This is a genomic window from Phyllobacterium sp. (assembly GCF_037994425.1).
In the GTDB taxonomy this organism is placed as follows: Bacteria; Pseudomonadota; Alphaproteobacteria; order Rhizobiales; family Rhizobiaceae; genus Phyllobacterium.
On record NZ_JBBNAM010000435.1, the window covers coordinates 1 to 20,534 of the forward strand.

Below are 20,534 nucleotides of genomic sequence, written 5' to 3' on the forward strand. Positions count from 1 at the left end.
ATTACGTTGCGAAAGCAGAGAAGAAGGGACGCACAAGAGCAGAGGTTGATCAGATCATCTCCTGGTTGACTGGCTATGACCAGAAGGAGTTACAAACTCAGCTTGAACAACAAACTGATTTCGAACAATTCCTTGCAAAGGCACCTGAACTCAATCCTTCGAGAACCTTGATAAAGGGCGTGGTTTGCGGCGTTCGCGTAGAGGAAATCGAGGAGCCAACCATGCGAGAAATCCGCTACTTGGATAAGCTCATTGACGAACTGGCTCGGGGAAAATCCATGGATAGAATTCTGCGAGGGAATTGACTGCGAGCGATCAGCCTCCAGGCCGCCTGAAGGTAATCCCGCCGTGCTGTTTCGCCATCGTCCGGGCCTTCCATGCCGAAACATCAGTTGACGGCCCGCACCAATTCGCGGTTGTCGTTCTCAGGACCCGATCAAGAGAGGCTTCTTGTCATTGCCCTTTTTCATGAGAACGCCCGTATCGGGACCAAACATCGAGTAAATCGGCAGGATACTGGCTCCCAGTGCAGAACCTCGTGCGCCCAAAGCGCCGGCGGTAATCGTGGGAGCGATCAATCCCGGCGGAATCATCTCGGAGAAACATTTTTGCACGCGCGCCACGGTTTCCAGGAGCAGTGGAGTGGGAAGAAGCCCATCTATGACAACGGCCTCGACGTCCACAACAGCAATGCTTCCGATGATCGCCTGTGCAAGCGCGTCAGCACAGTCATCCTGCCATTCGGATACCAGGACGCGCGCGGCCGCCGGCATCGGGTCGAGATCACGGACACGCTTTATGTCCAGCCCGTTTGTCCTCAGATGATGGACGAGCGTGTAGATTGAGGCCCGATGCAGGAGTACCTCGAATTTTCCAGCCGGCTTCGGTACGGAACTTAGCGTTGAATATGTGACCGGGAACGGGCCATACGCTGCCGTATTGCCGTTCGGACCGGTCTGCAATGTACCGTCGAGAACAAGACCGGCACCAACAAACGTATTGAGGGATATATGCAGGAAGTCGGAAAATGTCTTTCCGAGACCGAATACCAATTCAGCGACGGCTGCTGCCGACGCGTCATTCTCGATCATAACCGGCAAATTCTGTGTGTCTGCAAAATGGGCTTTAAGGTCGAATGACCGCCAGGCCAACTGGACATCGCCAGGGAAGCCCAGCTCCTCATCCCATCCGCCGATGAAATAGGGCGCCGAAATCCCGACACCGATCAGGCGTGAACTCAGTGCGTTGCCGAGCTGCGATCTGAAGCGCATAATCGCTCCGCTGCCGAGACGCCTTATGCTGTCGGGATCCGGATGGTCATAGTCATACGTTTCGAACGCGCAGGTTTGCCCCGCAAAATCGATCAGGATGGCGTCCATCGCTCTGCGCCCGATATGAAATCCAATGGAATAGGCACCATCGTTGGCAAGCCCATACATTGCAGACGGCTGACCCTTTCCACCGAAACGTTTTCCGATTTCCACCAGGTAACCCGCGGCAACCAGAGCGTCGACGATCCCGGCAACGGCGGGGGGCGTGAGGTGTGCGAAACGCGCTATTTCCGCCTTGGACACCTGACCGAAGCGCCGGACTGCATCCAATACAACACGTTCGTTGTAGTGGCGCAGCTGGACGGAATTGCTGCCTTTTCCTGCCATACGATCTAACCCCCGAAGACCATAATCGAAAGCTCCTTGATTTAAGCCCGGCGCAAAACTATTGCCGATTGCGGCCGCGAATTTGTCTACCCCTGTCTCACCAGCGTGCAAAAATCGCAACCGCTCAGACCATCTTTAAAATCAGACTTGACGGCATTCAAGCATTATTATAGCAAACTGCTTTAATAAATATCTCGAAGACCTGCTAGAGACACCTGCCTGGCTTGGAGGAGATACGCGATCAATGACCTGCTGTGCGTGGTTAGCAATTCCGACCAGTTCAAATGCGCGGGATGCGTGAGATTTCAAGCAGGTCCGCCCCTGCCGGAGCGACCGAGCCCGGTCAAGTCATAGGGTCGCTCGAAGGCGTCACCAAGGTCTTCGGCGGCACGGTGGCTGTGGCGGATGTTTCCATTCAGTTGCGGGCGGGGGAAGTCCTTGCGCTTCTTGGCGAGAACGGAGCGGGCAAGAGCACCTGTGTCAAGCTTCTCGCCGGCGTCTATCGTCCCGATGTCGGTCAGGTCTCGATCCTTCGCGAGCCCGTCGCGTTCGCGTCACCTTTGGAGGCACAGCACGCAGGCGTCGCCGTCATGCATCAGCATCCGGGTCTGTTTCCGGACCTGAGCGTCGCGGAAAATCTCTTCATCGGGCAGACCGGGCTGCGCTGGAACCTTGATCACCGGCATATGCACAGCGAGGCCGCGCGCCTTCTGAGACTTGTCGGTCTGGATGTCGAGGTAACCGTTCCTCTCGGACGGCTGCGAACATCCGAGCAGCAACTGGTCGAAATTGCCCGGGCGCTTTCGCTTGACGCCCGTGTTCTGATCATGGATGAGCCCACTGCAGCCTTGTCGCAAAGAGAAGTCGAGCGGCTGTTTTCGGTCGTGGACAATCTTCGGACCCAAGGGGTGGCCATGATGTTCGTTGGCCATCGCATGGACGAGATTTATCGTGTCGCCGATCGTATTGCGGTACTGCGCGACGGACGGCACGTCGGAACGGAGATCGCGGCTGATCTGTCGCGAGAAAGAGCCGTTCAGATGATGGTCGGACGCGCCCTGGACGGACTCTATCCCCGTAACAACGCTTCGCCTGGCAACGTTGTCCTCGACGTTAAAGGATTGTCCTGCGAGGGTTCGTTCAGCGATGTCTCGTTTCAGCTGAGAGCGGGTGAGATCTTGGGATTTGGCGGACTGGTGGGAAGTGGCCGCACCGAAATTGCGCGGGTACTGTTTGGCATCGATCAGCCGACGTCAGGGACAATCACGATCGATGGCAAGGCAATGCACTTTGCCTCTCCGAAAGACGCCATGGATAGTGGCATAGCCTATGTTTCAGAAGACCGGATCGGGCAGAGCCTTGTCATGGACTTCCCCATTCTGACCAACGCTTCGTTAACCGTGCTCGACAGGGCCACCCGAGGTGGGTTGATGTCGCGCGAGAGGGAGCTCGGCATTGCCAAGCCGTTTCTCGATCGTCTCCGACTACGGTTCAAATCCTTCGATCAACCGGTCGGTTCTCTGTCCGGTGGCAACCAGCAAAAAGTCGTTCTGGCAAAATGGCTGGCGACGACACCTCGGATCCTTATCCTCGACGAGCCCACCCAAGGCATTGACGTTCAGACCAAGTCGGATGTGCACGCGATGATGACCGACTTGGCCAGCAAAGGCATGGCGATCATATTGATCTCATCAGAACTGCCGGAACTTCTTGGCATGGCGGATCGGATGATCGTGCTCAGGGAAGGTGTCGTTACGGCAAAGTTCGATCGCGACGAGGCAACTCAGGAAAAGGTGATTGGGGCTGCAACCGATGCGATTGTCAGGAAGGTCGACGGCGAGATTGTCGTCAAGCCTGTTGTGCATCAGAATGAAAGAGTTGACGTCCCGGATACGGCAACGAAAACCACCTGGCGCAAGTTGGTGGCGCGCCGGGAATTGGGCCTTTTTGCCGCGATCGCAGCTATTGTCACTCCGATTTCGATTCTGAACATGCGCATGCTTAGCGGCGCGAATTTATCTGCCTTGGCAATGGACGCCGGGCTGCTGATGATCGTTGCAGTGGCTCAAATGCTTGTAGTTATCACGCGCAACATCGATCTTTCGGTTGCAGCGATCATTGGTCTTGCGGCCTACGGAGCGGCGTCGACAATGCATCTTCATCCGGAGGCGGGCGTGGCCGGCGGTGTCGCCCTGGCTTGCGCGATAGGGTTTGCTGCAGGTTTCTTGAATGGTTTGATCGTGACCTACGGCAGGGTGCCAGCAATCGTCGTAACCCTGGGTACTATGTCTATTTTCCGCGGTATCAACAGTCTTTGGGCTGGCGGAACTCAAGTGAGCGCCGACCAGGTACCCCAGGCCTGGCTGGACATGACCGCGACGAACATCATCGGGATTCCGGCGGTCCTCCTGATCGCGATCGCCACGCTTCTCATCGTCGCCTACTTCCTTCGCAAAACCTCGATCGGCAGGGAACTGTTTGCCATAGGTTCCAACCCCGCAGGGGCAAGCCTCATCGGCATTCCATCGCGCGGCCGTATTCTCATGGCGTTTTCCGCGGCTGGGCTTCTGGCTGGGTTCGACGGCGCGCTCTGGGCATCACGCTACGCCACAGTCGATGCACGCGTTGCCTACGGCTTCGAGTTGACCGTAATTGCGGCGGTCGTTGTCGGAGGCATAGCTGTGCGCGGTGGCTCCGGCACCGTGCTGGGCGTAGCCGCCGGCGCGCTAATGCTACTGATCATCAACAACGGGCTGACACTAGTGCGTGTCGATCCGCTTTGGCTCCAAGGTGTCTACGGCCTTGTCATCCTTGCCGCGATCGGCATTGACGCACTCGTCGCCCGCCGGGCCGCCAGCAAGCGCAAGGGTGTACGCTGATGAGCGCAAATTCCGAACTCAGTCCCGATTTCGTCACTCGCTTTGCTAACTGGGACAATTTCCTTGCAGTCCTGACGATCGCAGTTATTGCCTACGCTTTTCTAGCCGTGCCCAACTTCGCCTCAGCATTCAACATTTCGCAGGCCATTGCTGGCATTTCTGAGCGGGCACTCATCGTGCTGCCGATGGTGCTCTTGATCATCGCGCGTGAAATCGACCTGTCGGTCGCCAGCATCCTCGCACTCACCAGCGTAATATTCGGGCTGCTTATTGACGAAGATGCACCACTGTTGCTGGCCGTTCCAATAACGCTCATCGCTGGAGGAGTTTGCGGCGCCTTTAACGGCATTCTGGTGACGAGGCTCGGTCTTCCATCGCTGGTCGTGACGCTCGGAACAATGGCTTTGTTCCGCGGCATCGCGTACATTCTTCTTGGCTCGGACTCAATCAACGATTTCCCCGAAAGCTTCCTCGACTTTGGCATCGACACCTTGGGTTCCTCGCCGCTTCCCCTCACCATCCTTCCCTTTTTGCTGCTTGCTCCGATCTTCGCCATAGCGCTTCAAAAGATGCCTCTGGGACGTCGGATCTATGCCATCGGCGGTAGTCCCGACGCTGCGCGCTATTCCGGCATTCGCCTCGCCCGGACCGTCTTTGGCCTATTCGTCACGTCGGGGGTGGTCTGCGCGGCGGCCGGTATGGTCTATGCGGCCCGTCTGGCGAATGCCCGTGCCAATAACGCGCTCGGCATCGAGCTCGACGTGATTACAATCGCATTATTAGGCGGCATAAGCGTTTTCGGCGGACGTGGCCGGCTAACGGGGGTTCTGTGGGCGCTGCTGCTCGTCGCCACCATCCGCAACGTGCTTGGGCTGCTACAGATCGGGGGAGACGCGCAAGGGACGGTCATCGGTCTTCTGCTTATCGTTTCGCTGTTGGCCAGCAACGCGGCGGAGCGGGTCTTTGCCAGCGTTCGAACCCGGTATTTCAAAGTCAAAACAGGCGAGTAGTTCCGGGGCTGGCCTGCTTCATCAAACCGGATACCTTGAGGAGGACACGTGCATGACATCGTATCTCACCAAATCCTTTCTTGTTGCGGGTAGCTTGATAGCAAGTATCACCGCCGCCAGTGCACAGGAATGCGCCAAAGAGCCGGTCACAGTCGGCTTCCTGCCGAAGCTGGATACGGATCCATACTTCCAGGTCGCGCAGACCGGTGCGGAAGAAGCTGCAAAGGAGATCGGCGGCAAGGCAATCAAGCAGGCCCCGTCGCAAGCGACCGCCGAGGCACAAATTGATTTCATCAATAATCTGGTTTCGCAAAGGGTCGGCGTCATCGCGATTTCCGCCAACGATGCCAACGCTGTTGCCCCCGCGCTGCGCCGGGCAGCCAAGGAGGGCGTTAAAGTCGTGGCCTACGATTCCGATGTGTCGACTGCTGCGCGTACTGTCTTCCTTAATCAGGCGGCCGGAGACAGCCTGGCCGAAATGATGCTGGAATCGATGGGCCAAATGATCAATTACGATGGCGAGTTCGCGATCCTTTCCTCGACGCCGACCGCTACGAACCAGAATGCATGGATTGACTTCATGAAGAAGACAATGGCGGGCGATAAGAAATACGCCAAGATGAAGCTGGTTCAGGTGGCGTACGGCCAGGAGAGCGAGCAAGTCAACCAGCAGCAGGCGCTGGCGTTGGCACAGGCGTTTCCGAATCTGAAGGGCATTATCATTCCAGCCGGCATAGGACTGCCAGCTGCCGCCCGCGCAATGGAGCAGGCAGGCCTTCTCGGCAAGATCAAGCTGACCGGTCTCGCGCCGGCAACTCTTATCAAGAAATACATTCAGAACGGCTCGGTGCAGGACATCTGGTGGAACGTCAAGGACCTCGGCTATCTTACCTATTATGCGGCGCAAGCCGTCGCACAGTGCAAGGTCAACGGCAAAGAGGGCGAGACCTTCGAAGCCGGGCGTCTCGGCTCGTACAAGGTAGGTGCCAAAGGCGAGGTGCTCCTTGGACCCGCCAAGATCGTGACCCCTGCCAACGTCGAGGAATTCAAATTCTGAATTTGGCGTTGTGAAGGGTGGCGCAGCGATTGTGCCACCCATTTCAATTGACATTGGAGACCCCCATGAAGCCAGTGCTGCTCGCAGGCGAGACGTTTCACGTCATGTCGTTTGCTGCCAAAGGATATGAAGTCGGAGCATCGGCGCGCTATACAAACGGCGCCGAGCGCTACATTTGCGGCCTCGGGAAGCAGGGCATCGAAGTTGTCCAGATCGGTGGCGACCGTTGCGAGAGCGAATTCCCGATGACCATGGATGGCCTTGCTGCCTATTCGACGGTTGTGCTTTCAGACGTTGGCGCACTTTCTCTTCTGTATACCCCTCAAACGAGAGTGGGCCGGCGCTCCGTAAACCGCCTCGAACTCTTAAGGGCGTGGGTGGAAAAAGGCGGCGCGCTGATGATGGCAGGGGGATATTGCAGCTTTCAAGGTATTGATGGTCTGGCTTTGTTCCACGGCACGGCCATAGAGGAATGCCTGCCTATCGTCTGCTTTCCCGGCCCGGACGGAGTAGAGTCGCCAGAAGGCCTGGACCCCGTCGTTGATGAGGCTGGTCACCCAATTTTAGCGGGTCTGGTATCGCCGATCCCGTATATCCTTGGCATGAACCGTGTTACCGCACGCCGCGATGCCGACACCAGAACCCTCATCCATTGCGACGGTCGCGGCGGACAAATGCCGTTGCTTTCGGTTCGGGAATACGGAGCGGGGCGATCGCTCGCCTGGATGACTGACATCGGACCCCATTGGCTCTCCACCGACTTCATGCTTTGGTCCGGATATGACTTGCTGATGGCCAACATGATCCGTTGGCTCACACGGGAAATCTAGGACACATCTCCCACAGATGGCGAAGTTTCATAAGTATCGTTCGCCGTGAACTCAGAAGATCGCGTGTACTGTGCAACATTAATGTCTGCTCGCAGCCGAGATTTGGACCTGATCAGTAGATCACCATACCCGTCCGCGGCGCAAGACGGGCCGCTTCCAATGGGGCCTGACACAAGGCCGTCGCTCGACCACTGTTCATCAAGGTTCAAGAACTTCATACACGCAGGGCGGCAACCAACAGGCCATTAGACAACTTTCGAAGCCGGACCTTACAGATCCTCATTATAGAGGCAGATCGGCCCGGCTGATTTTCAGGGATTCAGCGCCGCCAAGTTAAGCAGCAATCCATCAGTGACGGGCTTAACGATGAATTTGTGTCGTTTACGCACCTCCGGCGCCATAGGGACATTACCAAAGGTCGAACGCTTCGAACGCGGACAAATTCGTCGGCAAGGCCAGTACACCATTTACTTGGATCAGAATTGCGCAGAATATCGCCGGATGGGGGGAAGCATTCGGAGCCCTCTCTATAAGCGCGCCCGGACGGCTTTCGACCCTTGGTTGTAAGGGAGGATCAATCATGCGGCGCATTTTATTGTTCGCGGCAAGTGCCGCGGCGTTATCGCTCGGCGTCTCGAACGCCTTTGCACAATCCGGCAGTGTCGAAAAGGCGGTCGGCGGCTACAATTTCGATGAAGCCGCAAAGGAGGCCGCCAGCACGAAGGATTTCCATTCGGCCGACGGTCACTTGACCTTCGCAATTGTGACGCACACCGCTGGCAACGGCTTCTTCGACCCTGTCTACGTCGGCGCAACCGTCGCCGGCAACCTGATCGGAGCCAAGATACTGCTGCTCGGTTCGGAATCGCCGACTGACGATCCCGCTCGCGAGATCGAAATCCTGAACCAGATCATCCAGGATCCAACGATCGACGGGTTGATCATGACAACACCGCAGGCCGGTGCCTACAACGACATTGTCAAGACGGCCGAAGCAAAGGGCATCCCGGTGGCAACGACAAATTCGTTCGATGGAACAATCCTCGACCGCAGTGCCATCAGCCATACCGGCCAGGACGCTTCAGCCGCCGCAATTGCCGGTGAGGCGCTCGTCAAATGCTTAGCCGACAAAGGCATCGAAAAAGGCTCGATCGTTTTGCCATCGTCGACGGCGATGGGTAATATTGAGGTCAACAACCGCGTAACTTCCGCTTTCAACGCGATCGTCAAGGGGCTCAAGGGTGCCGGAAAGCTCGAGAACTTCAAGGTCGACGCGGGCCCGGAGAACACCGGCATCGACACCAATCCCAATGATCCGGTGAATGGCATTGTCACGCTGTTTGAATCGCGCGGAGATGTGGTCGGAGCTTTTGCCGGCAACAATGTCTTCACGCCGGCGCTCGCCAAGGCAGTTGCCCAGTCGGGCAAGACGGGCAAGATCTGCGCCTATGGCTTCGACCTCGGCCCAGCCCAGCAGACTGCACTGAAGAGCGGCGACCTGACCGGCGCACTTGGACAGCAGCCATTCATACAGGGATTCTGGCCGGTCATGCAGCTTTATTTGCAGATCGACCGCGGCATCGCGGCGGCCAACCTCGACACGCGCGCTCAGCTCGTGACACAGGAAACCGTCGGTAACGTCGGCAAACGCTTCGAGAACTGATGCAGCTCGAACTATCGCCAATCATTGCGGGAGGCCCTGCGCCCTCCCGCAGCCTGCTTAGACCTTTAAGTCGGATCGAAGAACTATGGCGCTTGGCGCGATGACACGGCTTGGCCCCGCCGCACCGTCCCAAATCGTCGGTGGCTGGGAAGCGGGCCTCTTCGCCCTGCTCTTGCTGCTCTATCTTGGCGGCGCTGTTGTCAATCCGGCGTTCTTCGGGTCGACGGAGGCGTTCCATGCAGTACTCCGTGACACGTCGCGGGTTGCTATAATTGCCGTTGGTATGACTTTCGTCATCATCAACAAGGACCTCGATCTCTCGGTCGGGTCGACCTATGGCCTCATCGCCGTCGTCTTTGCCAGGCTCTATGCACCCAGTTTTCTCGACCTTGACGTGCTTACCTCCGTGGCTATCTGTACGCTCCTCGGCATTGTGATTGGCATCACCAACGGCGTACTTGTCACGACCCTGAAGGTCCCAGCATTTATCGCCACGTTGACAATGCTTTTCATCGGCCGCGGCTTTGTGCTTGCGCTCACCCACGGCCAGTCGATCTATTATCCAGACAAGGCAAAAGACAACCCGCTGTTTTTTCACCTCGGCGAGACGAACTATTTCGACTTCAACAATCAGATCATGATTTTCGTCGTTGTTGCAGTAATTGGCGCCCTTGTGCTGGCTAAGACGCGTTGGGGCTACGAAACTTTCGCTACCGGCGGCAACGAGCAGGCGGCGGTATACGCGGGCATACCGACGAACTGGGTGCGCATCCGCGCCTATCTATTATCCTCGCTTTGCGCGACGCTTGCTGGTTTGCTGTCGGCCACCCAGGACAAGGGCGTGACACCGCTCTACGGCGTCAGCGGCGAGTTGACAGTCATCGCCGCCGTAATCATAGGTGGCGCCTCGATCCTTGGCGGCAGGGGCCGTGTAATCGGATCATGCCTTGGCGCAACGCTGGTTGTCCTGCTCGACAAGGTTTTGCGTGAGGGATGGCCGATCACGCGGGTCATCAAGATCGGCGACGATGAAGTAACGGTCAACGCAGTTTTCTCCCTTCCAGTTGGCGCAGTGCCGGTCTTCCTCGGGCTAGTCCTCGTCATCGCCGTACTGATCGAGCCCCATCTCATTCGACGCCAGCTTGCAGCGCGTTTCTGGTCATGGCTCCGCGGCAAGCCACCGCCCCCCGCCTACGAGAGCGGCGGCGTCGCGCTCGAAGGCGTCCAGACCAAGGGCACGAGGATGACGGACGTAACGGTACCCGAGACGTCACTCGGCAAGTTTTTTGCACGACGCGATTCACTCGCCATCGTTCTGGCTGTGTTGTTATGGCTTACAGGTGTGGGTCTCAGGCCTGACTATTGGTGGAATCTGTCGAACAGTTTTGCCATATTGCTCAACTATTCCGAATTGGCCTTGATCACGGTCGGGCTAACCTATGTTATCGCAGCCGGTGATATCGATCTTTCCGTTGGAGCGGTCCTTGCATTGGCCGGGAGCACCGCAGCCTACTTTCTGAAGGTTCTCGGAGCGGACCCCTTTAGTTCGGTCGCGATGGGCTTGCTCGCTGGGATGGCCGCCGGACTTTTCAATGCTGTAGTGACGGTCGGTTTCAAGCTGCCGGCATTTATTGTCACACTTGGCATGTTCTATATCGCCCGCGGCTTGGCCGCCTGGTTTGTTGCGGGCCAGCAGCTCACCGGATGGCCCGAGGGCTATAGCCTGCTCGGCCGCAAGGTGAATGACATCCTCCTGCACTTCCAAATCTCGCTGTCACCCGGAATCCTTCGTACGATAGCCGAGGTGATCAGCGTTCAGACAATCTGGATGTTTTTCGTCGCGCTTATCGCCGGCGTCGTGCTCGCTTATACGCCGTTCGGGCAAAAGGTTTTCGCCACCGGCGGCAACATCCGCGCCGCTGCCTATGCCGGCATCAACATCAACCGGGTGCGCTTCATATCGCTCATGCTGGCAGCGTTCTGCGCAACCATGGCAGGGATCATCAATGTCGCATACTTTCGTAGCTTTAACCCCGTCGCCGGCCAATATCGCGAACTGGACGCCATTGCCTCCGTGATCATCGGCGGTGGGTCGATCTTCGGAGGTTACGGTACCATCATCGGTGCGCTTGCCGGCGCTGCCGTCATCACTCTTGTTCGGGCGCTCCTGCAGCTCAACGTCCAAGGCTTCAGCATGCCGCAACACTGGATCAACGTGTTCATCGGCATCATCCTGATCATCGCGGTGCTAATCGATATCTGGGTGCGCCAGGCCAATATTTTCGGGTACCTGCGAGCCCGCTTCGCCAAGGGCGCTCCAACATCGGAAACCACTCATGGCTGAATCGACGCAACCAGAACCGATTGTCGAAATGCGGGGAATCGAAAAGGCCTTCGGCGCCGTGCAAGCACTCCGCAATGTCGACCTCCGGCTCTATCCTGGCGAGATCCTCGGCCTGGTCGGTGACAACTCAGCAGGCAAGTCGACGCTCATGAAGATCTTGACCGGCGCTTATCAACGCGATGCGGGTGAAATTCTCGTCGCCGGACAACCGGTACACTTCAAGAGCCCGCACGAGAGCCGCGATGCCGGTATCGAGATGATCTATCAGGATTTCGCGCTTTGCGGAAACATGGACGTTGGCCAGAACGTCTTCCTGGGCCGTTGGCCACGCAAAGGCTTCTTTATCAACTGGCGGAAGATGTATGAGGACGCTGACAACGTGCTGAAACGGCTCAAAGTCGATGTTAACTCCGTGTATCAAAAGGTCGAAAGCCTATCGGGTGGCCGCCAACAATCCGTGGCGATCGCGCGCGCCATCTCGTTCGAGCCCCGTGTTGTGATTCTCGACGAGCCGACCGCCAACCTTTCTGTAATGGCGACCGAGCGCCTGCTCGAAACCATGCTGGAACTAAAAAAGCAGGGTGTTGCGCAGATAATTATCTCGCATCGCCTCGTCGACATTTTCGCCGTGGGCGATCGCGTCATGGTGCTTAAGCGCGGCGAGTACGTCGGCGACCGCTACATCAAAGACACCGACGAACATGAGGTTCTCGAGATTATCGTATCCGGCACGCGAGAACATGCGCTTACGGCCGATGAAGCAAGGGAGATATGACTTTAGCTTGCCGAGGGCCCAAGTCGCACTTCAGCGCGAACTCCGACCAGTCACTATTCATACCTGCCCCATGGGCAAATGTCGCCCCCATGGACTCACAATAGCGACAATGTGTGGCGCACTGCGGGCCTATTGCCCTGCAAATTCCGTGAGTGCCGTGCAGATAATATAGCGTCCCGACGCGTTGTTTTTGGCGCAACGCTCCAGCGTGGCAATAATGGCCGGAACGCCGATCATCCTTGCCAGATCAAGTGGCCCATGTTTGAAGTTAAGCCCAAGTTTCAACGCGGTGTTGATCGCGTTGGCTGAGGCGAGCCCTTCCTGAAACGCGAAGGCGGCTTCATTGGCCATCATCGCAGCGACACGCAGGAAAATATCCGGATTGCAGGATTTCTGACGCACCGGCGCAGTCGCCTCGCGCGGATAAGAAAAGAAGCCTGAACCGGTTTTTCTGCCGAGCCTTCCCTGTACCACCATATCTGCCAGCAATAGTGACGGTTTGAAACGTGGCGCCTGCCCGAAAGCATTCCACACCGCGCGCGTAGCATTGAGGTTAATATCGATGCCAACGAGGTCAATCAGTTCGAAAGGGCCAAGTGGAAACCCGCCCGCCGATTTGAGGCAGGCGTCAATGGTTGCAGCGTCGGCAACGCCCTCCTCCAGCAATTCGAGCGCTTCGCCGTAAAAGGGCCGGGCGCAGCGATTAACGAGGAAGCCCGGGCTGTCCCTGACCTCCACTGGGGTTTTCCCAAGACTTTGGACCAGATCGGCCAGCCGCCGTGTGGTGGCAGGGTCAGTCGATGGTCCGGCGACGACTTCGACCAGTTTCATCACGATTGCTGGGTTGAAAAAGTGCAATCCAGCAAAGCGTTGCGGCTTTTGCAGGGCTCGCGCGATGTCAGCGACCGACAGCGATGAGGTATTGGTGGTAAGGAGACAATTGTCGCTGCACACGGTTTCCAGCAAGCGGAAAAGCCCGGTCTTCCCATCCAGGGTTTCGATGATCGCTTCAATGACAAGTTCCGCGGGCACGAGATCGGCCACATCGTTGACGACGACAATGTTGCGGGTGCAAGCGCTCAGTTCAGCGTCGGTGGCTTTGCCGCTTTCGATACGTTGTTCGATCCCGGCGAGAATTGTCGTCTTGGCCTTTGCGGCCATGCCCGCTGATGCGTCGTAGAGAAAAGTCTGCTTTCCGCCTCGCGCCGTGAGATGGGCAATGCCGCGTCCCATGACACCGGCGCCCACAACACCAACAATGTTGATCGGTTCAGCCAATTCAGCGCCCTTTGAATTCCGGTTTGCGTTTGGCGCGGAAAGCCGCAATACCTACTGCTTTGTCCTCAGTGGAGAGCAAAAGTTCGAAGGACCGGCGCTCCAGATCGAAACCTTCGGGTTTTTCCAACGCGGCAAGCACCGCCTGCTTGGCGAATTGCTGCGCGAGTGGAGCACCTTTGGCCAATTTGGCTGCAAGTTCATTGGCAAACTGAAGGGCTTCGCCAGGCACAGTTTTGTGGGATGCGAGGCCACGGTCAAACGCCTCCTCTCCCGTCATTGTCTCCCCGGTGAGAACCAAGCGCATCGCCCACGCCTTGCCAATGCTTGTCGCAAGGCGCTGAATGCCGCCAGCCCCAGGGATTAGACCAAGGCGTATTTCGGGCTGGCCGAAGATAGCATTCTGCGCAGCCACGATCAGGTCGCAGCGCTGTGCAAGCTCGAAACCGCCGCCAAGGCAATACCCCTCTACGGCGGCGATAAGTGGCATGCGGTATTTCGCAATCGTCGCCCAGGATCGCAGGCGGGGATCATGGACGCCGTCTAAGGCCGTCTTATCGGCAATCTCGCCAAGATCCGCGCCGGATGCGAAATTGCCATCCGCTCCCGTCAAAACGACGGTACGTATCCCGGGGTCGCAATCGAGATGAGCCAGCGCGTCCGCCAGCTGACTAAGCATGTCAGTGTTGAGTGCATTGCGCACCTCCGGGCGGTTGAGGGTAAGGATTGCGTAGCCATCCTTCAGTTCGGTTCGGAGAGTTTTTTCCAACGCGAGCCTCCTATTTCCCACCACAACTATCCACACAAATCAGATGATTATTCAAGCATGAAATTTCATACTTGAAATTATTTTCGCGCAGTGACACGATGAGGCTACGACGATGGTCAAAGCGGAGTGCACATCTGATGAAGATCGCTTGCCTTGGAGGAGGACCCGCTGGTCTTTATTTCGCGATCAGCATGAAACTGCGCGATCCTGCTCACGACATCACCATCCTCGAGCGCAACAGGTCCGACGACACGTTCGGCTGGGGTGTCGTGCTCTCCAATGAGACGCTCACCAACCTCGCAGCCAATGACCCTGTCAGTGCCGAAGCCATTCGTGCGCAATTTGCCTATTGGGACGACATTGCGGTTCATTTCAAGGGTAGCGAAACTGTATCGACTGGCCACGGCTTTTGCGGGATCGGCCGCAAGAAGCTGCTGTTGCTCCTGCAAGAGCGGGCGCGCGAACTCGGTATTCACCTGCGCTTCGAGACGTCAGTGGAGGATGTGGCATCTTTGACGCAAGAGTATGATCTTGTCATCGGTGCGGATGGACTGAACTCGCGCACCCGCGCCACATTCGCCGAGCATTTCAAGCCGGAAATCGACCTGCGCAAATGCAAGTTCGTGTGGCTTGGCACCCATCAGAAATTCGACAATGCCTTCACCTTCATCTTCGAGGAAACCGAACATGGCTGGGTCTGGGCGCACGCCTATCAGTTTGATAAAGACACGGCGACCTTCATCGTCGAATGCAGCAAGGCAACCTTTGACAAGTTCGGCTTCGGCGATATGAGCCAGCAGGAATCCATCGCCGTTTGCGAGCGGATCTTCGCGAAATATCTTGGCGGCCATACGCTGATGACCAATGCCGGTCATATTCGCGGCTCGGCCTGGATCAGCTTTCCGCGGGTTTTGTGTGAAAAATGGTCGTATCAGAACGTTGTGCTGCTGGGCGACGCAGCCGCGACGGCGCATTTTTCCATCGGTTCGGGCACCAAGCTGGCGCTGGAGAGTGCGATTGCGCTTGCCGAATATCTCCATAGGGAAAAGTCCGGCGCGGCCGCCTTCAGCAAATATGAGGAGGAGCGCCGCCTGCAGGTGCTGCGCCTGCAATCGGCTGCTCGCAATTCGCTCGAATGGTTCGAGGATGTGGAGCGTTATTTCCACCTCGATCCGGTCCAGTTTAACTATTCACTGCTAACCCGTTCGCAACGCATCAGTCATGAAAACCTCCGGTTGCGCGATCGCGATTGGCTGGCGAGCGCCGAAGCCTGGTTTCAGGAGAAGGCCGGGGCGCAGCGTGGGACGTGCCGCGCGCCCATGTTCGCGCCGTTCCGCCTGCGCGCAATGGAGCTGAAGAACCGCGTCGTCGTTTCGCCCATGGCGCAATACAAGGCGATCGACGGCACACCGAACGACTGGCATCTGGTGCATTATGGCGAGCGCGCCAAGGGTGGCGCCGGCATGGTCACTATCGAAATGACCTGCGTCAGTCCGCAAGGGCGGATCTCGCCCGGCTGTACCGGCATGTACGCGCCCGAGCATGAGGCGGCGTGGCGGCGCATCGTCGAATTCGTCCACGCCGAAACCGATGCCAAAATCTGCTGCCAGCTCGGCCATTCCGGCGCCAAGGGCTCGACGCGCATCGGTTGGGAAGGCACGGACGTTCCCCTGCCCGACGGTAACTGGCCGGTGCTTTCCGCCTCCAACGTGCCTTGGTCAAAGGATAATCAGACACCGCGTGCGATGACCCGTGCGGACATGGATGAGGTGCGTGATCAGTTCGTCACGGCGGCGGAAATGGCTGACCGTGCTGGCTTCGACATGCTGGAGTTGCATGCGGCGCATGGCTATCTCCTGTCCTCGTTCATCACGCCGATGATGAACAACCGCACCGATGAATATGGAGGTTCGCTGGAAAACCGAATGCGCTATCCGCTGGAAGTTTTCCGTGCGGTTCGTCGGGTCTTACCCAGCGAAAAGCCGGTCTCTATGCGCATTTCCGCCAATGACTGGGTCGGCAAACAAGGCATCACGCCGCAAGACGCCGTCGAGATCGCCAGGATGCTCCAGGATGCTGGTGTCGATATTTGCGATGTGTCCGCCGGCCAGACATCGATTGAAGCAAGACCGGTCTACGGCCGCATGTTCCAGACGCCCTTTTCGGACCGTATCCGCAACGAGACGGGCATGGCGACCATGGCAGTGGGGAACATCTACGAGCCTGACCACGTCAACTCGATCCTGCTTGCAGGTCGGGCAGATCTCGTCTGCCTCGCCCGTCCGCACCTCGCCGATCCCTACTGGACGCTTCATGCAGCCGTTGCGCTTGGTGACAAGGCCGAAGCCTGGCCGAAGCCCTATTATCAGGGACGCGACCAGATGGTCCGGCTGGCCGAGCGAGCCGAAATCGTCACGCCAATCGAGGGCGCGTGAATGACAGTTTCTCTTGACGGCAAAATTGCATTGGTCACCGGCGGCGGCTCCGGTGTTGGAGCGGCGATCGCCTTGAAACTGGCAAACCAGGGCGCGCGCGTCGTCATTTCTGGAAGGAGAGCCAATGTTTTGGAGGAAACAGCGGCCGAATCGCAGCGCATCGTTCCGATTGTCGCCGATGTCACGGACGAATCCTCTTCACAGCATCTGTTTGAGCAGATCAACACCGACATCGGCGAACTCGATATCGTGATAGCCAATGCTGGCGCCGCCGAGAGCGCGCCATTTCATCGGATCGACCTGCAGGCGTGGAAACGCCAGATCGATCTCAATCTTACCGGGGTCTTCATGACTTATCATCATGCACTACCCGGCATGATGAAGCGCAACAGCGGCCGGCTTATCGCCATTGCCTCAACGGCCGGACTCAAGGGCTATCCTTACGTGTCCGCTTATACGGCGGCCAAGCATGGCGTTGTCGGGCTGACGCGATCGCTGGCGCTGGAACTTGCCAAGACCCGGATCACAGTCAATGCGATTTGCCCCGGATTCATCGAAACGCCCCTGCTTGAGCGTTCGCTTGAGACCATCATGGCGCAGACCGGAAAGAGCCGGGACGAAGCGGTCGCGGCACTTGCCGCCACCAATCCGCAGAAGCGGCTGATCCAGCCGGATGAAGTCGCGCAGATCGTACTGTGGATGTGCGGTCCACACTCAGGCTCCTTCACGGGTCAGGCCATTTCCATTTCAGGAGGCGAAATATGAGCGATCCGGACCAGTGTTCGACTGCCCTTGGAAACCCAGCCCCTGCCTTGGTCAAGCAAAGCCTTCGTGTCTGGCTGAAGATGCTGAAGGCAACCAAACATATTGAGGCGACAGTGCGGGAAAAGCTGCGCGTCGAATTCGATACGACCTTACCACGATTTGACGTCATGGCTGCGCTCTACCGCTTCGAGGAGGGCCTCAAGATGAGCGAACTCTCCTCAGCCCTGCGGGTTTCCAATGGCAATGTGACCGGCATCATCGAAAGGCTCGTTGCGGACGGTGCCGTGCTGCGCGTCCCGGTCGCCGGAGACAAGCGTGCCATGCTGGTGCGCCTCACGCACAAAGGGCGCGACGAATTCGCCACGATGGCGGCAGCGCATGAACTCTGGATCAATGAGATTTTCGGAGGTCTTACGCCGGATGCCACAGCGCGGTTGATCTGCATTCTCGACACAATCGAACATTCGCAGGGACTTAACTCCGGGGAGGATCATGATGCGTGAGATGGCGCACTATCGGGCCACCCATTTCAAATGGCGCGTGGAGCACGGGATCGCTGTGATCTCGCTTGATCGTCCGGAACGCAAGAACCCGCTAACCTTCGAAAGCTATGCCGAGCTTCGCGACTGTTTCCGCGCCCTCGCCTATGCCGATGATATCAAGGCTGTGGTCTTCGGTTCAAACGGCGGCAATTTCTGCTCCGGCGGCGATGTACACGATATTATTGGTCCGCTGCTGAAAATGGACATGAAGAGCCTGCTCGATTTCACCCGCATGACCGGTGACCTGGTTAAAGCGCTCGTACATTGCGGAAAGCCGGTCATTGCAGCGGTCGATGGCGTTTGCGTCGGCGCAGGCGCTATCATCGCCATGGCATCGGATCTGCGCATTGCGACAGCAAATGCGAAAACGGCGTTCTTGTTTACCAGGGTAGGCCTGGCAGGCTGCGACATGGGGGCCTGCGCGATACTGCCGAGGATCATCGGACAGGGCCGCGCGGCCGAACTCCTCTATACCGGCCGCTCAATGTCGGCCGAAGAAGGCGAGCGCTGGGGCTTTTACAATCGCATCGTTGCGATGGAGGAACTCGACGCAGAAGCGCTGAAGTTGGCAAAGCGGCTCGCTGAAGGGCCGACATTCGGCCATATGATGACCAAGACCATGTTGAACCAGGAATGGTCGATGTCCATTGACCAGGCGATTGAGGCGGAAGCGCAGGCGCAGGCGATCTGCATGCAGACGCAAGATTTCGAGCGTGCCTACAACGCCTTTGTCGCGCACCAGACACCCATCTTCGGGGGCAACTAAGATGGCTGACCGGTCGTTTCTCTCCTGGCCGTTTTTCGATGACCGCCACCGCGAATTAGCCGATGGCATCGAGAAATGGGCCGGAGCCAATCTCGGCGGCATCGATCACGACGATGTAGATGAGGCCTGCCGGGATCTGGTGGCCCGGTTCGGCCAGGCAGGATTTCTGCACCATAGCGCTATTGATCCCGACAATGCGGCAAGCAGGCTCGACGTTCGCAGCCTGTGCCTGATCCGCGAAACGCTAGCTCGGTACGATGGTCTCGCAGATTTCGCCTTCGCCATGCAGGGGCTCGGCACCGGTGCGCTGTCGCTGTTCGGATCAGACGCGCAGAAACAGACGTGGCTGCACAGGACACGTGCCGGTGAAGCGATTTGCGCCTTTGCGCTCAGCGAACCGCAATCCGGCTCCGACGTAGCCAATATCGAATTGTCGGCAACGCGTGACGGCGAAGACTATGTGCTCAATGGCGAAAAGACGTGGATATCCAACGGAGGAATCGCCAACGTCTATACGCTCTTCGCGCGCACTGGCGAAGACGCCGCTGCCAAGGGTATTTCCGCCTTCATCGTTCCGGCAGATACGCCAGGTCTGATGATCGCCGAGCGGTTGGAGACGATTGCTCCTCATCCTCTCGCGCGGCTTGCCTTTGAGAACTGCCGCATCCCCGCCTCCGCGCTCATAGGCGCGCCAGGACAGGGTTTCCGCATCGCCATGTCGGTGCTCGATGTTTTCCGCTCGACTGTTGCGGCTGCGGCGCTCGGTTTTGCCCGACGTGCGCTTGATGAGGCAGTCTCGCGCGCCAACAGACGCTATCTCTTCGGTGCGCCGATGTCGGACCTGCAGATGGTGCAAGGCCATATCGCCGATATGGCGCTGGACATCGACGCAGCTGCGCTCCTCGTCTATCGCGCCGCCTGGCTGAAGGATAGCGGCGCTGAGCGCGTAAGCCGCGAGGCAGCCATGGCGAAGCTTTATGCCACCGATCACGCGCAGAATGTGATCGACAAGGCGGTACAGATCCATGGTGGAGAGGGAGTGCGCAAGGGAAGCGTCGTCGAACGGCTTTACCGGGAAATCAGGGCATTGCGCATCTATGAAGGTGCATCGGACGTACAAAAAATAATCATCGCAAGGCACGAACTTGCAAGGGGACAGCCATGACTTTGGGACCAACAGCGCACAGGGATCAATTTACGCGGGATAATCTCCCGCCGGCTGAAGAGTGGCCGGAATTTCTGCTGGATAATTTCCAGTATCCCGAATGGCTGAATGCTGCCGTGGAATTGACCGATGCCATGGTCGCCAAGGGGTTCGGGGACAATACCGCGCTGATCGGTAATGGACGCCGCCGCACCTATAAGGAATTGACCGATTGGACCAATCGCATCGCCCATGCGCTGATCGAGCATTACGGTGTCGAGCCGGGTAACCGTATCCTGATCCGCTCCGCCAACAATCCGGCAATGGTCGCCTGCTGGCTCGCGGCCACCAAGGTCGGCGCCGTGGTGGTCAATACGATGCCGATGCTGCGGCCGAGCGAACTTGCGCAAATCGTCGACAAGGCCGAGATAAGTCTTGCTCTTTGCGACACGCGGATTTTGGAAGATATGGTGGCCTGCGCCAAGGACAGCCGGTTCTTGAAACAGGTTGTCGGATTCGACGGAACTGCAAATCATGACGCGGAACTCGACCGGATTGCGCTCGACAAGCCGGTCCGCTTCGAGGCTGTAAAGACCGGGCGCGACGATGTTGCCCTGCTCGG

General features: G+C 57.9%; 17 protein-coding genes. 14 read left to right on the forward strand and 3 right to left on the reverse strand.

Going from position 1 to position 20,534, the window contains the following annotated elements:
• Nucleotides 1-305, forward strand: a 305-nt coding sequence (locus AAAB35_RS28470) for a DUF2200 domain-containing protein (protein ID WP_340671691.1), incomplete at its 5' end; no start/stop codon positions are given.
• A 120-nt stretch (nucleotides 306-425) separates the two neighbouring features.
• Here the strand turns inward: AAAB35_RS28470 and AAAB35_RS28475 are convergent.
• Nucleotides 426-1,658 carry an ROK family transcriptional regulator gene (locus AAAB35_RS28475; protein WP_340671692.1) on the reverse strand — a complete coding sequence of 411 codons (1,233 nt, stop codon included), beginning with the start codon at nucleotides 1,656-1,658 and terminating at the stop codon, nucleotides 426-428.
• Nucleotides 1,659-1,951: 293 nt separating this feature from the next.
• On the opposite strand from AAAB35_RS28475, the gene AAAB35_RS28480 reads away from it, so the two are divergent.
• The 7 genes from AAAB35_RS28480 (at nucleotide 1,952) to AAAB35_RS28510 (ending at nucleotide 12,216) form a co-directional block, all read left to right on the forward strand.
• Nucleotides 1,952-4,537, forward strand: coding sequence for an ATP-binding cassette domain-containing protein (locus AAAB35_RS28480; RefSeq protein ID WP_340671693.1), 2,586 nt, complete (start codon nucleotides 1,952-1,954; stop codon nucleotides 4,535-4,537).
• Nucleotides 4,537-5,547 carry an ABC transporter permease gene (locus AAAB35_RS28485; protein ID WP_340671694.1) on the forward strand — a complete coding sequence of 337 codons (1,011 nt, stop codon included), beginning with the start codon at nucleotides 4,537-4,539 and terminating at the stop codon, nucleotides 5,545-5,547. The genes AAAB35_RS28480 and AAAB35_RS28485 overlap by 1 nt, the downstream gene beginning before the upstream one ends.
• Before the next feature lie 52 nt (nucleotides 5,548-5,599).
• Nucleotides 5,600-6,604, forward strand: a complete 1,005-nt coding sequence (locus AAAB35_RS28490; protein ID WP_340671695.1) for a rhamnose ABC transporter substrate-binding protein — start codon at nucleotides 5,600-5,602, stop codon at nucleotides 6,602-6,604.
• 65 nt (nucleotides 6,605-6,669) lie between these two features.
• Nucleotides 6,670-7,434: a glutamine amidotransferase gene (locus AAAB35_RS28495; RefSeq protein WP_340671696.1), complete on the forward strand. Its 765-nt coding sequence runs from the start codon at nucleotides 6,670-6,672 to the stop codon at nucleotides 7,432-7,434.
• 580 nt (nucleotides 7,435-8,014) lie between these two features.
• A complete protein-coding gene (locus tag AAAB35_RS28500; protein ID WP_340671697.1) occupies nucleotides 8,015-9,097 on the forward strand; it encodes a substrate-binding domain-containing protein in 1,083 nt (360 codons plus the stop codon).
• An 85-nt stretch (nucleotides 9,098-9,182) separates the two neighbouring features.
• A complete protein-coding gene (locus AAAB35_RS28505; RefSeq protein ID WP_340671698.1) occupies nucleotides 9,183-11,441 on the forward strand; it encodes an ABC transporter permease in 2,259 nt (752 codons plus the stop codon).
• A complete protein-coding gene (locus AAAB35_RS28510) occupies nucleotides 11,434-12,216 on the forward strand; it encodes an ATP-binding cassette domain-containing protein (protein ID WP_340671699.1) in 783 nt (260 codons plus the stop codon). The genes AAAB35_RS28505 and AAAB35_RS28510 overlap by 8 nt, the downstream gene beginning before the upstream one ends.
• 129 nt (nucleotides 12,217-12,345) lie before the next feature.
• Here AAAB35_RS28510 and AAAB35_RS28515 read toward each other — a convergent pair whose 3' ends face one another.
• Nucleotides 12,346-13,494, reverse strand: a complete 1,149-nt coding sequence (locus AAAB35_RS28515) for a 3-hydroxyacyl-CoA dehydrogenase NAD-binding domain-containing protein (RefSeq protein WP_340671700.1) — start codon at nucleotides 13,492-13,494, stop codon at nucleotides 12,346-12,348.
• Nucleotide 13,495: 1 nt separating this feature from the next.
• Entirely contained in the window at nucleotides 13,496-14,260 is a 765-nt protein-coding gene (locus AAAB35_RS28520) for an enoyl-CoA hydratase-related protein (RefSeq protein WP_340671701.1), read from the reverse strand.
• 137 nt (nucleotides 14,261-14,397) lie between these two features.
• Between AAAB35_RS28520 and AAAB35_RS28525 the strand changes: the two genes are divergently transcribed.
• The 6 genes from AAAB35_RS28525 to AAAB35_RS28550 form a co-directional block, all read left to right on the forward strand.
• Nucleotides 14,398-16,695: a bifunctional salicylyl-CoA 5-hydroxylase/oxidoreductase gene (locus AAAB35_RS28525; protein WP_340671702.1), complete on the forward strand. Its 2,298-nt coding sequence runs from the start codon at nucleotides 14,398-14,400 to the stop codon at nucleotides 16,693-16,695.
• Nucleotides 16,696-17,460 carry an SDR family NAD(P)-dependent oxidoreductase gene (locus AAAB35_RS28530; RefSeq protein WP_340671703.1) on the forward strand — a complete coding sequence of 255 codons (765 nt, stop codon included), beginning with the start codon at nucleotides 16,696-16,698 and terminating at the stop codon, nucleotides 17,458-17,460.
• Nucleotides 17,457-17,963, forward strand: a complete 507-nt coding sequence (locus AAAB35_RS28535; protein ID WP_340671704.1) for a MarR family transcriptional regulator — start codon at nucleotides 17,457-17,459, stop codon at nucleotides 17,961-17,963. The genes AAAB35_RS28530 and AAAB35_RS28535 overlap by 4 nt, the downstream gene beginning before the upstream one ends.
• Complete coding sequence (locus AAAB35_RS28540) at nucleotides 17,956-18,768, forward strand: enoyl-CoA hydratase family protein (RefSeq protein WP_340671707.1); 813 nt, start codon at nucleotides 17,956-17,958, stop codon at nucleotides 18,766-18,768. Before AAAB35_RS28535 ends, AAAB35_RS28540 begins: the two co-directional genes overlap by 8 nt.
• Nucleotide 18,769: 1 nt before the next feature.
• Nucleotides 18,770-19,933: an acyl-CoA dehydrogenase family protein gene (locus AAAB35_RS28545; RefSeq protein WP_340671705.1), complete on the forward strand. Its 1,164-nt coding sequence runs from the start codon at nucleotides 18,770-18,772 to the stop codon at nucleotides 19,931-19,933.
• On the forward strand, nucleotides 19,930-20,534 hold a 605-nt coding region (locus tag AAAB35_RS28550), incomplete at its 3' end, for an AMP-binding protein (RefSeq protein WP_340671706.1). The genes AAAB35_RS28545 and AAAB35_RS28550, both read left to right, overlap by 4 nt.

What these genes read in the sequence shown, in the direction of transcription:
- AAAB35_RS28525 (WP_340671702.1), top strand. Translation starts at nt 14,398, where the DNA reads ATGAAGATCGCTTGCCTTGGAGGAGGACCCGCTGGTCTTTATTTCGCG.
- AAAB35_RS28545 (WP_340671705.1), top strand. Translation starts at nt 18,770, where the DNA reads ATGGCTGACCGGTCGTTTCTCTCCTGGCCGTTTTTCGATGACCGCCAC.
- AAAB35_RS28530 (WP_340671703.1), top strand. Translation starts at nt 16,696, where the DNA reads ATGACAGTTTCTCTTGACGGCAAAATTGCATTGGTCACCGGCGGCGGC.
- AAAB35_RS28535 (WP_340671704.1), top strand. Translation starts at nt 17,457, where the DNA reads ATGAGCGATCCGGACCAGTGTTCGACTGCCCTTGGAAACCCAGCCCCT.
- AAAB35_RS28485 (WP_340671694.1), top strand. Translation starts at nt 4,537, where the DNA reads ATGAGCGCAAATTCCGAACTCAGTCCCGATTTCGTCACTCGCTTTGCT.
- AAAB35_RS28540 (WP_340671707.1), top strand. Translation starts at nt 17,956, where the DNA reads ATGCGTGAGATGGCGCACTATCGGGCCACCCATTTCAAATGGCGCGTG.
- AAAB35_RS28505 (WP_340671698.1), top strand. Translation starts at nt 9,183, where the DNA reads ATGGCGCTTGGCGCGATGACACGGCTTGGCCCCGCCGCACCGTCCCAA.
- AAAB35_RS28490 (WP_340671695.1), top strand. Translation starts at nt 5,600, where the DNA reads ATGACATCGTATCTCACCAAATCCTTTCTTGTTGCGGGTAGCTTGATA.
- AAAB35_RS28500 (WP_340671697.1), top strand. Translation starts at nt 8,015, where the DNA reads ATGCGGCGCATTTTATTGTTCGCGGCAAGTGCCGCGGCGTTATCGCTC.
- AAAB35_RS28475 (WP_340671692.1), bottom strand. Translation starts at nt 1,658, where the DNA reads ATGGCAGGAAAAGGCAGCAATTCCGTCCAGCTGCGCCACTACAACGAA.
- AAAB35_RS28480 (WP_340671693.1), top strand. Translation starts at nt 1,952, where the DNA reads ATGCGTGAGATTTCAAGCAGGTCCGCCCCTGCCGGAGCGACCGAGCCC.
- AAAB35_RS28510 (WP_340671699.1), top strand. Translation starts at nt 11,434, where the DNA reads ATGGCTGAATCGACGCAACCAGAACCGATTGTCGAAATGCGGGGAATC.
- AAAB35_RS28495 (WP_340671696.1), top strand. Translation starts at nt 6,670, where the DNA reads ATGAAGCCAGTGCTGCTCGCAGGCGAGACGTTTCACGTCATGTCGTTT.